We start from the raw sequence: 11,806 nt of genomic DNA, 5'->3' as shown, positions 1-11,806 counted from the left end.
AAAGCCAAGGTGATGTATGGGAAATCCTCTCCCGTTAAGATTTAAAATGAAAGGCATCACACTTTGGAGAATGTTGCAATTATGGCGGCTAAACTGAAAAAAGGAACCCTAGTGCGGGTGCTTAAAGAGAAATTCACGGATAGCCTCGAAGCAAAGGCGAGCGACTCTCGTTTACCATCCTATTTTTTGGAAAGTAAAGGGGAAATTCTGGCGCTGAAGGATGATGAGTATGCTCTCGTTCGTTTCTATACACCGACACCTAGCGTTTGGCTGCGCATTGATCAGCTTGAAGTGCTCTAACTAACGTCATTCAGGAGAAAACCTATGTCTGCGATCACCGCCCCTTCTATTGCTTGTAAAGCGCCCCAAGTGGCGGTGATTGGTGCCGGGAAAGTGGGGAGTACGGTGGCTCAACGCATTACAGAGAAAAATCTGGCAGATGTGGTGTTGCTGGATATTGTTGAAGGAATGCCCCAAGGTGTTGCGCTGGATCTCTACGAAGCTCAAGGGTTAGAACGCCATGATAAAAAAATTACAGGGACGAATGATTACGACGATACAGTCGGTTCAGACATTGTCGTGATTACCGCGGGGTTACCTCGCAAACCTGGCATGAGCCGGGATGACTTGCTCTACACAAATGCCAAAATAGTTATTCATGCCGCAAAGGAGGCGATCGCCCGTAGCCCGAATGCCATTGTGATTGTGGTGACAAATCCCCTCGATGTGATGACCTATCTCGCTTGGAAGGCGACTGGTTTGTCTCGCGACCATGTGATGGGGATGGGTGGTGTGCTTGATTCTTCGCGGCTCCGGAGTTTTATTGCCCTCGAAACTGGTGCAACGACGGGTGATATTTCGACTTTGGTTTTGGGTGGACATGGTGATTTGATGGTGCCAATTCCAAGGTATTGCACAGTGAGTGGTGTCCCAATATCAGAATTTTTAGAGCCAGAGGTGATCGCCCGTCTGATCGAGCGCACAAAAAATGGTGGCGCAGAGATCGTCAAACTCTTAAAAACGGGCAGTGCCTTCTATGCACCAGCCTCATCCGTTTGCTATATGGTCGAGTCATTAATTCTCAATCAATCGCGCTTGTTACCCGCTGCAGTCTATCTCGATGGGCAATATGGACTAAACGATTTATTCCTTGGTGTGCCCTGTCGTCTCGGATGTCGTGGCGTAGAGCAAGTGGTGGAAATTGAGTTAACCGATGAAGAACTAGCCCAATTACATTCTTCGGCGGCGGCAGTAAAAGAGGGCATCGAAAAGGCGATCGCCAAAGTAGACCTTTAAAAATCAATATGCCGGATCAAGATAACCCAAATCTCAATCCCGAGCAGCGTTATCTGCCGAGCCCGGAAAAAGCCTATCGCATTAATATGTTGCGTCTTGTGCTTCGGAACCATATCCAACTCAGCGAGATGGCTGACAATAAAGCCAACATTATTATTGGAACTTCGGCGGTGATTTTTTCGTTACTGCTACCCCAGGTAAACGAAAATGGCGTGAAGCTCCATATCGTTGCTTTGTTGATCACGGCTGCTCTCGCTGCATTTGTGAGTATCCTGTCTGTGAGTCCCCGCACTAGAAATTGGCTGCAATCTCTATTTCGAAAAGCGCGTCGCCAGGAACCCCAAAGTTTTAACCCACTATTTTTCAGTGCCTATGTCCATTTGTCTGAACAAGATTATGTGGACTATATGTTTAAAAATATTTTGCGAGAAGAAAGCGATACCTGCGAAGCCATCCTCATTGATCTCCATCGTCTCGGCATCATTCTGGAACGAAAATATCAATATCTCACCTACAGCTATACGATTTTTGCGGTGGGTTTAATTTTGTCCGCACTCCTGCTCGTTATTGATCTCTTGAGCTAGATTTCTCACCAAATTTCTTGACTACCAAAGTTATAATAAGGCCGTTCTTCACGTCGGGAAATCCACGGTGTTGTCCATGCTGAGTCGAAAAAAAATAGCTGCAATAGCGATGTGCTCAGCTTGTTTTAGCTTTTGGGGAATGGAGGCGATCGCCGCGCCGATCTGTGTGAATAGTTTCCCGGAAATGATGCCGCAACTCTTAGCAGATTTACCGAGCTATAGCAATCGTGTCATTCAGAGAGCCCGTAAATTAGAGCGCCAAGAAGATACCTTCAGTTATGTCATCGAAGCTGGATTGCCAGATTTTCGACCTTTGGCTCTGAAGCAACAGCAGTTTACGCCGAGTGCTGCTGACACCACCGAACAAGTTTTTTTCTCCACGCTCAACCGGCAATACATTAAGAACCAAACGATTACCCTTGAAAACCACCATTGGCTCTTTGTTACGCCATCTTCCCAAGGGTGGGCTGTGGTGCATCTCTTGAGTGCGTTGCATCAAACTGAACCCGGGGCGATCGCCATTCCGCCGAGGAATGCCACCAACGGTAGCGTCGGCAAAGCAATTCAGTTATGGCTAAGGGATTACAACGCCTACTGCCCTGAGTAAACGTCGATTGATTAATGCCAAAGCATCATGAATAATGTTGAATGGTTCACCCCCTAGTAAAACAAATCCGTGTTAGACATTAAACTGATTCGCTCCAATCCCGAACTTGTTCAGGAACGCCTCAATACTCGCAAAGCTGGCGAATACGATATTCAACCGATTCTTGATCTGGATTCTCAGCAACGTTCCCTTGAGGGCGATCGCAGTAAGTTACAAGCACGGAGTAACGAAATTGGTAAGGCGATTGGCAAAAAAATGAAAGGTGGTGCTGATCCAAAGAGTGAAGAAATCACAGCCCTCAAAGCTGAAGGTAATGATCTCAAAAAACAACTTGCTGCTCTTGAACCCAAAGAAAAAGAACTTAAAGCTCAAATCCAAACACTGGTTTTAGCACTTCCAAATCTGCCTGATGAGAGTACACCCGTCGGAGCAAACGAAACCGAAAATGTTGAAGTCCGTCGTTGGGGTGATGAGCATATTCGTAGTAATGAAGGGATTTTGCCCCACTGGGAAATCGGTGAAAAACTTGGCATTCTCGAATTTAGTCGCGCTGTAAAAGTTGCCCAAAGTCGTTTTGTCACCCTTGTTGGTGCAGGTGCAGCATTAGAACGAGCCCTCATTAATTTCATGCTCGATACCCAGATTGAAGCAGGTTATACCGAGTTGATGCCACCCGTTCTCGTCAACTCAGAATCCTTGACAGGTACAGGACAACTCCCCAAATTTGCAGAAGAAAGCTTTAAATGTGCAGATGATGATCTCTGGCTAACCCCCACAGCGGAAGTCCCTGTCACCAATCTCTATCGCGACGAAATCATTGAAGCGGATAATCTGCCTATTCATCACTGTGCCTACACGCCTTGTTTCCGTCGGGAAGCAGGCAGCTACGGTAAAGACACTCGCGGTTTAATTCGTCTCCACCAATTTAATAAAGTAGAACTCGTCAAATTTGTTCACCCCAAAAAATCGGCCGAAGAGCATGAAAAGCTCGTTGGTAATGCAGAGGCAATTCTGCAAGCTTTAAAGCTCCCCTACCGTGTGCTGGAACTCTGTTCTGGAGATATTGGGTTTAGTGCGGGTAAATGCTATGACCTCGAAGTCTGGCTTCCTTCTGCGGAAACCTATCGTGAGATTTCGAGCTGCTCTAATTTCTATGATTTCCAAGCGCGACGGGCAAGCATTCGCTTTAAGGAAGCAGGTAAAAAAGGAACGCAATTTGTCCATACGCTAAATGGTTCTGGTTTGGCGATCGGTCGGACGATGGCTGCTATTCTCGAAAATTACCAGCAACCTAACGGCACAGTTGAAGTGCCTGAAGTATTGCGCCCTTATATGCGTCGCGATTTTCTATAAGATCTAGGCAATTTTCAGGCAGATTAAGCGATCAAGCTTTTGATATCTTGCTAAAGAAAAAACTGCTGATCTTCAAAACACATTTCAATGTGTCAGAGGTCAGCAGTTTTATTTTTGGGAAAATGAGACTGAAGCTCTATCGATTATTTAGCCTGCTTCTGCTTCACAGAATTCCTTGATCTGTGAGGTTAGCTGATCGCCTTCGGTGGAGAGAGAGTCAAGGTTAGTGAAAGCATCGACTGCTTTCTCTTGGAATGCTGTTGCAGCGGGGATTAGATCCGCTTCTGTTTCCACATCTTTGAGGGAGGCCATTGCTTCACTCGTTTTGGCTAATTCTTGACCAAATTTTGTGGTGACTTCTGCATATTGATCACGATAACCAGCAAGGGTTTCGTCAGGTAGGTTGACGGCTTGGAGATTTGTGGTCATCTCTTCAATTTTGACGACGACGCGGCCAACAACATCCATATAGCTGCCTGCCATTGTTTTGATGCTTTCGATATCGGCTGAGTTTGCGAATTGGCTGCCGAATGCTTCCATTTCTGCTTCAAATTCTGACTCAAACTCTTCGCTTTGGTTCATGACTTCTGCTAAGTCGTTGCATTGCTGCACGGTCGATACGCCACAGCTGGAAAGACCAAGGGTGAGTACTGCCCCCATCGATAAGATGGCGTGACGTCCACGAAGCTTTAACATGAAATTCTCCTAAAGGTTTTGACCGAAAGGTAATCTTGAACGGCCTTGTTAGCCTCTAGATTTTTTTGCAATTCGGTGCAAGTTAGCTCGTTAATCTTAGCAATGATCTTTTGTTTTGTTATCGGGCTTGGTGCGTAGTCTGGGCGATCGCCACTAGTGATGATTTTGCACATATGAAAGATGATGGTGAAGAAAATTCGTAGGGATGATTTTTGGGTTGGTCGGTATCGGAGGATTCCGGCAAAGATAAAGATTCTCCTGTTAGAATTTCTAGAGAGAATTTAGTGTTGCCCCTCCCTTCGATAAATAATTTCCCTATGAAAAGTTCTTGGTTTGTTCAGCCCCGTCGTCTATTTAAAGTATTTTGGCGACGGAGTTTGATGATGTTTTGTGTCGGGCTCACTGTCGCTACGGTTGGGGGCTATGCTCCGGCGATCGCTCTGACACCAAAAGATTATGACGAACTAGAATTTCCACCTCTCCCCGAAATTACCCTGCCCGATTACGAACGCTACGAACTCGATAATGGCATGGTGATTTATTTGATCGAAGATCACAAACTTCCCCTTGTTGGTGGCTCGGCGATTATTCGCACTGGATCGCGTTATGAACCTGCGGATCATGTGGGTTTAGCCGGAATTACTGGAACCGTGATGCGGAGTGGTGGCACTGTAGATCACCCTGCTGATGAGCTGAATGAAATTCTTGAACAGCGAGCTGCAAGCATTGAAACAGGTATTGGAGGCAGTTCTGGCAGTGCAAGTTTTGGGGCGTTAAAAGAAGATTTTGAGCTGGTTTTTGATCTGTTTGCAGAAGTTTTGCGGCAACCTGCTTTTCCACAAGATAAGCTCGACCTCGCTAAGAGCCAAACTACTGGAGGAATTGCTCGTCGCAACGATCAGCCTGATGAAATTGCCTCTCGCGAATTTAGCAAGCTCATCTATGGGGAAAATAGTCCCTACGCTCGCACTGTTGAATACGATACCCTCGCCAATATTGAACGGGATGACTTAGTTCAGTTTTACGACACTTATATCAGACCAGACCAGATGATTCTCGGCATTGTGGGAGATATTGATGTTGCGGCAACTAAAGCCATGATTGAGGAGAATTTTGGCAGTTGGGGAAATCCAACCGCTGCTCCTGAGCTAACCCCTCCCGCTGTTGCTCTCCCTGAAACACTCGGTCAAGCCTTTTTCGTAGATCAACCTCAACTGACTCAGAGCAATATCTTAGTAGGGCATCAGGGTGGTCAACTCAGTAACCCTGATTATCCTCAAATCGCAGTGATGAACGGTGTGATTAATGGGTTCGGTGGCAGACTTTTCAATGAAATCCGCTCTCGCCAAGGTCTTGCCTATTCTGTCTATGGTGTGTGGAGTCCCCGCTATGATTATGATGGTTTATTTATTGCAGGCGGTTCAACGCGATCTGATGCAACTGTTTCCTTCTTACAGGCTTTAAAAACTGAGATTCAAACAATCCGCGAAGCACCTATTACCGAGGAAGAATTATTTAATGCTAAGGAATCGATTCTGAACTCCTTTGTCTTTAATTTTCAGGATCCTAGTCAAACGTTGTCCCGCTTAATGCGCTATGAATATTACGACTATCCTGAAGATTTTATTTTCCAATACCAACGCGGTGTGAAAGCGACCACGATTGAAGATGTGCAACGGGTTGCTGAAACTTATCTGAAGCCTGAAGAATTGACTGTTTTAGTGGTGGGTAATTCTAATGAAATTAATCCACCTCTCAATGATTTATTTGGGGATATGACAGAGCTAGATATCACGATTCCTGAGCCATCAGCCAACTAGTGAAGCCGTTACAGCGAGAGCGGTCAGTCACTTTTGAAGTCGGTGCTGGATTTTATCGTCCCAAAAGTCGGATTGTTCGTGATCTTGGGGTTTTAGCCGCTGCTGTTTATCAAGCTCAAAATGGATCGCTACGTGTGCTGGATGGGCTATCTGCAACTGGTGTGCGATCGCTGCGATATTGCCATGAGGCAAAGGCTGATTGGGTGTGGGCAAATGAGGGAAATCCTGATCTCTGCAACACCCTCAAACAAAATTTAGCGACTCTATTACCAGATAAAGCTGAGGTGAGCTCGCTTAATGTTCACCATCTTTGTATGGCCAGAACTTTGGCGGGCGATCGCTACGATTTTGTCGATATTGATGCGTTTGGTTCGGGGTCGCAGTTTGTGGCTGATGCGCTTGATGTCACAAAGATTGGTGGGCTAATGTATCTCACCAGCACTGATGGCAGAACTTACAGTGGTCGGGAGCCACAGCGGGCGTTACGGCAATATGGGTCTTTCATGCGATCGCATCCTTCAGTTCAGGAGCAAGGATTACGATTACTCCTCGGCAATTTAGTGCAACAAGCGGCTCAACGAAATCTTGGCATCGAACCTATTTTTTCGTTTTTCTGGGGTGATACTTGCCGGGTGATGGCGCGATTAACGCACAAGCCGACTTTGACCGAACTAAATTATGGTTTTCTTGGCTACTGTCACCACTGCGGTAATTATCATCAGCCGACTTGGAAAAAGTTATCTCAAGCTGTTTGTCCTCATGATGATTTTCCCTTAACTTTGAGCGGAGCATTGTGGTTAGGGAAATTACATAATGCTGATTTTTTGAGTGAGATGGCAGAACTAGCAAAGGATTGGCAATGGCCGGATGTCGTGAAATTACTCACAACGATGCAATCCGAAAGTGAGTTTCCACCTTACTTTTTTCCGCTCAAGGAAATTGGCTATCGTGGTAAGTTGGATTTGCCGCCTCTCGATCAGTTACTCACAGCTTTACAAACGAAAGATTTTCAATCGAGTCGCACCCACATTCAAACGCAAGCGATTAAAACTAATGCCTCTATGCAAGAAATTGTGGCGATCATCCTCAACATCAGTCGGATACTATAACGAAAGCGGCAAAAAAAGTATATGACCAAAGTTTTTTCTCTGCTCTAAGAGGATGTTTGAAAAAGGTATCGCAAGCAGAAAAAAAGAGATTTAGTCTATAGAAGTACTGAAATCTCTGAATAAAATCATGTCTGAATCATATCCAACAAATCTCAGTGATGACCAGTGGCATCTCCTAAAACCATTATTGTCATCAGTAAAGTCTGGAGGAAGACCTCGCTCCGTTGACTTGAGACAGGTGGTGAATGCCCTGCTGTATATCCTGATGGGAGGGATTGCCTGGCGTTCCTTGCCCTATGACTTTCCCAAATGGCAAACAGTCTATTGGTACTTTGCCCAATGGCGCGATGATGGCACCCTCGAATGTATCAATCAGACCCTCTACGAGTATGAGCGTACAGCTAATCATGACCGCCCTCCTCTCCTAGCTATGTGGTGGTGGATTCTCAGTCGGTGGATAGTGCCTCGATGATTCATGAGCACGTTGGGATTGACGGCAATAAACGGGTAAAGGGGAGGAAACGACACATCATAGGAGATAGCCTTGGTCTTTTGATGGTTGCTGTTGTCACTGCCGCTAATGTTAGTGATACACAAGGATTACGACTGCTATTAGAGAGATTACGACAGAGTTCATTCAATTTTCAACGATGGTATTTGCTCTATGTCGATGGAGGCTATCGAGGTCAGGCGCTCTGCCATTGGGTAATGGATACTTTTGGCGTTATTTTGCAGATGGTGCTGCGCCCATCTGAACGCAAAGACTTCTGCTTACTCCCTCGTCGTTGGGTGATTGAGCGTACCTTTGGATGGTTTTATTGGTGTCGTCGTCTCAGCCGCGATTATGAATACACGACTGCAAGTGCGGAGGCCTTTCTCTATCTTGCTTCTATTCGGTTATTACTGAGAAGACTTGCTTAAAACTTTTACTTTTCAAACATCCTCTAATTATGAAATTTGAATAAACTTGTTTTTTATAGCCGTGGTCATTTCGTTTGATACGTCATGTGAACCTCAATCCTGGGCTTTTCTGCAAAGCCATTATGGAGTGTCTTACATTTATCTGGCGACTGCTATATATAGAATCCATTTGAGATCTAATTGCGTAACTTTGCTAATCTTTTGAGCATCAATCGGAAGAAGGGCATTGCATATTCAAACTTTTACATTTCACTTTGTTTTAAAGGCGTTGCAGAATAGAGGAATGAATCTATGAGCATTGGGGGACAGGAACATTCTCGAATTTGAGGTCATGAATCAGCAATCAAATCGAATACTCTAACATTTCCAGAGACTTTGAATAACATCAAGTCTTTCGATGAAGTCGAGCGAGATAGTGCCGCAATCGAGTATTCTCCCCTTCCACATGAGTCATGTAGGTTTTACTGACAACCGAGTCACTATCCGGTATAAACATGGGATACATCATAGAGGGATGAATGGAGGATGCTGACCCAATGAAATGTCCAGGATGCCAATCTACTCATATCCGTTAAGAACGGAAACAAAAGAGGCAAACAAAATCACATCTGTATAGATTGTGGCTGTCAGTTTATCGACCACTACAGTAAGCTCAGCTACTCCAATGCCTTTAAACGTGGGCGTTGCAGAATAGAGGTATGAATCTATGAAGGTTGGGGGATAGGCACATCCCAGAACTTGAGATAGCGAATCAGCAAGCGAATCGAATGCTTTAACATCTCCACAGACTTGGAATAATAGAAGGTCTTTCGATGGGGTCGAGCGAGATAGTGCCGCAATCGAGTATTCTCCCCTTCTACATGAGTCATGTAGGTCTTACTGACAACCTAGTCACCATTCGGTATAAACATGGGATAAACATTCCAGCCATCTGTGACGTAGAAGAAACATTTCCAGAGACTAAGGGAGTGTCAAGAATTTTGTGTAAGCCAAGAAAATTAGTGAAGAAAATACTCTGGATTATCAATGGCAAAGTAGCTTAAGGCCCTTTTCCAATGGCAGGGCTGCTTCATTCTGTCGAGAAAAAGGCTAAGAAGTACAAAAAGACAGTAAGAGAGGTAGTTTATGAGAAATCATCGCCATGGCTTCCGTCATGGAGTGATAACCATGTAATCGCAATAGCGAAATCACCCAGCTACGGAAGATAGCAAAATTCTGCGGAGCATTACCTCGTGTCTGTTGTGCTTGGTCTTCTTGGAAGATGACATCCTTGACCCAATGCAAGTTGTTCTCAATTTGCCAATGTTGACGAATCACCCGGCTTAACTTCTGCCCCTGGGGTGATAGTGATGTGATGTAGAACATTTGATTGTCATAGTCTTTGTTTTGTCTGCAACCCCAACGAGTTACTCGCACAACAGACTGGACATCACACCATTGCGTTGTGAAAAATGTCGGTAGAGACCAAACTTCCACCCACCGTTTCTCCTGACGACCATGATCAATATCCTTTGATTCAGTTTTGGCGAGTGGTTCATGCTCCAGACAATAGTCAATAAGAACTTGATACAACTTTTTCTGATTACCTTTGACTGTAATCACATAATCATGCTGATGATGTCGGAGTAGCTGAACTGTTTTTTTGAGTGTGTAAGGCATCTAAGGTCACAGTCACTGGAGGCAAATCCAACTCTTCCAGTAACTGCTGAATCACCGATATTTCACTTTCTTGCTTATTTCGGCTCATCTTGATGCCCAAGGCTATTTTTCGTTGTTGACAGAATAAGGATATTGCTGTGACAAAATCTTGACTGTTGTTGTCATAGTTCTCCACTGTATTCTTAAGAGATTTACCATCCCCTGCCACTACATCCCCTTTTCTTACATACTGCCTTGCCCACTGATTAAATACTTTGGCTACCTGCTCAAAATCTAACTCCATCATTACTCGCCGAACAGTTGAATATGAGGGCACACGGGCTTGAGGAATCTGCAGCGTCTTAATCAGTTCACGACGATGTCGTTCGATAAAGCGTCCAATACCTCGATATCCCCACTCGTCTCTCATACCTGCCATGATGATAATTAACAAGATTAGAGGCAGTGAGTATCTTCGTCCTGATGCTTCTCTTGGGTCTTCAATACGATTCAATGCCTCCAGCAAACTTTCGCCCATTTTTTGTCACCAACTTCTTCTTTACTCTCATTCTCTTACTTCTTCTTTAGGCTGAAACAGCCCTGCCTTACAAAAGGCAGGGCTGTTTCATTCTTGAGAGAAAGAAGCTAAGCAGTACACAACGATAGTAAAAACGGTAATCGGTGAGAAATCAGAGCTATGGCTTCCGTTATGGATGAATAGCCGTTCAATCTCAATAGCGAGATTACCCAACTACGGAAGATGGCAAAGTTCTCTGGAGCATGGCCATCTTTTTGTTGTGCTTTGTCTTCCCCAAGAAGTGCATCCTTTACCCAATGTAGGTTGTTCTCGATTTGCCAATGCTGTCGAATTACTCGACTCAGCTTTAGTCCTTGTGGTGGTAATGAAGTGATGTAGAACATCTGATTTTCATAGTCTTGGCTCTGCCTCTGTCCCCACCGAGTCATGCGGACAACGGATTGTATATCTTTCCATTCTGGCGTTAGTGAAGTCGGCACAGACCAGACTTCTACTCGTCTTTTTTCAGAACGACCATGACCAACATTTTGGGATTCATGTTGAGCGATTGGCTTTTGTTCCTGACAGTAGTTTGTTAAAGCTTGATACAGCTTTTTCTGGTTGCCTTTGACTGTCACTAGGTAGTCATGTCCGCGTTGTCTGAGTAACTGGATTGTTTTTTTGAGTGTGTAAGGCATCTAAAGTCACAGTGGCTGATGGTAAATCTAACTCTGTCAGTAATTGCCGGATTACTGAGATTTCACTCTCTTTCTTATTCCGACTCATTTTCATGCCCAAAACAACTTGTCGCTGCTGACAGAATAAAGACACTGCTGTGACAAAATCTTGACTCTTGTTGTCATAGTTTTGCACGGTGTTTTTGAGGGATTTACCGTCCCCAGCCACAATGTCTCCCTTTCTCACATATTGTCTTGCCCATTGGTTAAAGACTTGTGTCACTTGCTGGAAATCTAATTCCATCATCACTCGCCGTACCGTTGAGTAGGAGGGGACACGAGCTTCAGGAATCTGTAAGGTGCTAATCAGCTCCCGGCGATGTCGCTCAATAAATCGCCCAATACCTCGATATCCCCATTCACCACTCATACCTGCCATGATGATTATCAGTAATATCAAAGATAATGAGTGTCTTCGTCCGGAAGCCTGTCTCGGGTCTTCAATACGACTCAGTGCATCGAGTAAGCTTTCGCTCATTTTTCATCGTTGAACGCCTATCTCCTCTTATTCTCTCTATTTTTTCTAAG

General features: G+C 44.8%; 9 protein-coding genes and 6 pseudogenes. 9 read left to right on the top strand and 6 right to left on the bottom strand.

The window, feature by feature from the left end:
• The first annotated feature begins 81 nt into the window (after positions 1-81).
• From LEPTO7376_RS10770 to serS, 5 genes are all read left to right on the top strand, one after another.
• The gene (locus LEPTO7376_RS10770) at positions 82-300 is read left to right on the top strand and encodes an NAD(P)H-quinone oxidoreductase subunit O (RefSeq protein ID WP_015134206.1); all 219 of its coding nucleotides are present in this window, start codon (positions 82-84) and stop codon (positions 298-300) included.
• Positions 301-324: 24 nt separating this feature from the next.
• On the top strand, positions 325-1,296 hold the full coding sequence (gene mdh, locus LEPTO7376_RS10765; protein WP_015134205.1) for a malate dehydrogenase: 972 nt from the start codon (positions 325-327) through the stop codon (positions 1,294-1,296).
• Between the two features lie 8 nt (positions 1,297-1,304).
• Positions 1,305-1,880 (top strand): Pycsar system effector family protein, encoded by a 576-nt coding sequence (locus LEPTO7376_RS10760; protein WP_015134204.1) that lies wholly within the window; start codon positions 1,305-1,307, stop codon positions 1,878-1,880.
• 76 nt (positions 1,881-1,956) lie between these two features.
• A complete protein-coding gene (locus tag LEPTO7376_RS10755) occupies positions 1,957-2,487 on the top strand; it encodes a hypothetical protein (protein ID WP_160148439.1) in 531 nt (176 codons plus the stop codon).
• 69 nt (positions 2,488-2,556) lie between these two features.
• Positions 2,557-3,840 carry a serine--tRNA ligase gene (gene serS / locus LEPTO7376_RS10750; RefSeq protein WP_015134202.1) on the top strand — a complete coding sequence of 428 codons (1,284 nt, stop codon included), beginning with the start codon at positions 2,557-2,559 and terminating at the stop codon, positions 3,838-3,840.
• Between the two features lie 147 nt (positions 3,841-3,987).
• Here the strand turns inward: serS and LEPTO7376_RS10745 are convergent, their stop codons facing one another.
• Both LEPTO7376_RS10745 and LEPTO7376_RS28375 read right to left on the bottom strand, forming a co-directional pair.
• A complete protein-coding gene (locus tag LEPTO7376_RS10745) occupies positions 3,988-4,536 on the bottom strand; it encodes a hypothetical protein (RefSeq protein WP_015134201.1) in 549 nt (182 codons plus the stop codon).
• A 118-nt stretch (positions 4,537-4,654) separates the two neighbouring features.
• Positions 4,655-4,780, bottom strand: coding sequence for a hypothetical protein (locus LEPTO7376_RS28375; RefSeq protein ID WP_264309018.1), 126 nt, complete (start codon positions 4,778-4,780; stop codon positions 4,655-4,657).
• Positions 4,781-4,916: 136 nt separating this feature from the next.
• Between LEPTO7376_RS28375 and LEPTO7376_RS10740 the strand changes: the two genes are divergently transcribed.
• The 3 genes and pseudogenes from LEPTO7376_RS10740 (at position 4,917) to LEPTO7376_RS10730 (ending at position 8,386) form a co-directional block, all read left to right on the top strand.
• Positions 4,917-6,356 carry a pitrilysin family protein gene (locus tag LEPTO7376_RS10740; protein WP_160148610.1) on the top strand — a complete coding sequence of 480 codons (1,440 nt, stop codon included), beginning with the start codon at positions 4,917-4,919 and terminating at the stop codon, positions 6,354-6,356.
• The gene (locus tag LEPTO7376_RS10735; protein WP_015134199.1) at positions 6,356-7,465 is read left to right on the top strand and encodes a N(2),N(2)-dimethylguanosine tRNA methyltransferase; all 1,110 of its coding nucleotides are present in this window, start codon (positions 6,356-6,358) and stop codon (positions 7,463-7,465) included. Before LEPTO7376_RS10740 ends, LEPTO7376_RS10735 begins: the two co-directional genes overlap by 1 nt.
• A 124-nt stretch (positions 7,466-7,589) precedes the next feature.
• Positions 7,590-8,386 (top strand): annotated as a pseudogene (locus LEPTO7376_RS10730) (IS5 family transposase).
• Between the two features lie 343 nt (positions 8,387-8,729).
• On the opposite strand, the pseudogene LEPTO7376_RS26390 reads toward LEPTO7376_RS10730, so the two are convergent.
• Positions 8,730-8,891: pseudogene (locus tag LEPTO7376_RS26390) on the bottom strand (IS1 family transposase); the annotation flags it as partial.
• Between the two features lie 31 nt (positions 8,892-8,922).
• Between LEPTO7376_RS26390 and LEPTO7376_RS26800 the strand changes: the two are divergent.
• Positions 8,923-9,064 (top strand): annotated as a pseudogene (locus LEPTO7376_RS26800) (IS1 family transposase); the annotation flags it as partial.
• Between the two features lie 26 nt (positions 9,065-9,090).
• Here LEPTO7376_RS26800 and LEPTO7376_RS24715 read toward each other — a convergent pair.
• The 3 pseudogenes from LEPTO7376_RS24715 to LEPTO7376_RS25710 all read right to left on the bottom strand — a co-directional run.
• Positions 9,091-9,342 (bottom strand): annotated as a pseudogene (locus LEPTO7376_RS24715) (IS1 family transposase); the annotation flags it as partial.
• Positions 9,343-9,475: 133 nt separating this feature from the next.
• A pseudogene (locus LEPTO7376_RS29050) lies at positions 9,476-10,562 on the bottom strand (ISAs1 family transposase).
• Positions 10,563-10,669: 107 nt separating this feature from the next.
• Positions 10,670-11,756, bottom strand: a pseudogene (locus tag LEPTO7376_RS25710) (ISAs1 family transposase).
• Between the last annotated feature and the right edge of the window lie 50 nt (positions 11,757-11,806).

This window comes from [Leptolyngbya] sp. PCC 7376 (genome assembly GCF_000316605.1).
Classification (GTDB): domain Bacteria; phylum Cyanobacteriota; class Cyanobacteriia; order Cyanobacteriales; family MRBY01; genus MRBY01.
The sequence above is the reverse complement of the archived record's forward strand: the minus strand, read 5'-3'. Positions and strand labels throughout refer to the sequence as shown.

Coding starts and splice junctions, on each gene's coding strand:
- LEPTO7376_RS10770 (WP_015134206.1), top strand. CDS start 82: ATGGCGGCTAAACTGAAAAAAGGAACCCTAGTGCGGGTGCTTAAAGAG.
- mdh (WP_015134205.1), top strand. CDS start 325: ATGTCTGCGATCACCGCCCCTTCTATTGCTTGTAAAGCGCCCCAAGTG.
- LEPTO7376_RS10760 (WP_015134204.1), top strand. CDS start 1,305: ATGCCGGATCAAGATAACCCAAATCTCAATCCCGAGCAGCGTTATCTG.
- LEPTO7376_RS10755 (WP_160148439.1), top strand. CDS start 1,957: ATGCTGAGTCGAAAAAAAATAGCTGCAATAGCGATGTGCTCAGCTTGT.
- LEPTO7376_RS10745 (WP_015134201.1), bottom strand. CDS start 4,536: ATGTTAAAGCTTCGTGGACGTCACGCCATCTTATCGATGGGGGCAGTA.
- LEPTO7376_RS10740 (WP_160148610.1), top strand. CDS start 4,917: ATGATGTTTTGTGTCGGGCTCACTGTCGCTACGGTTGGGGGCTATGCT.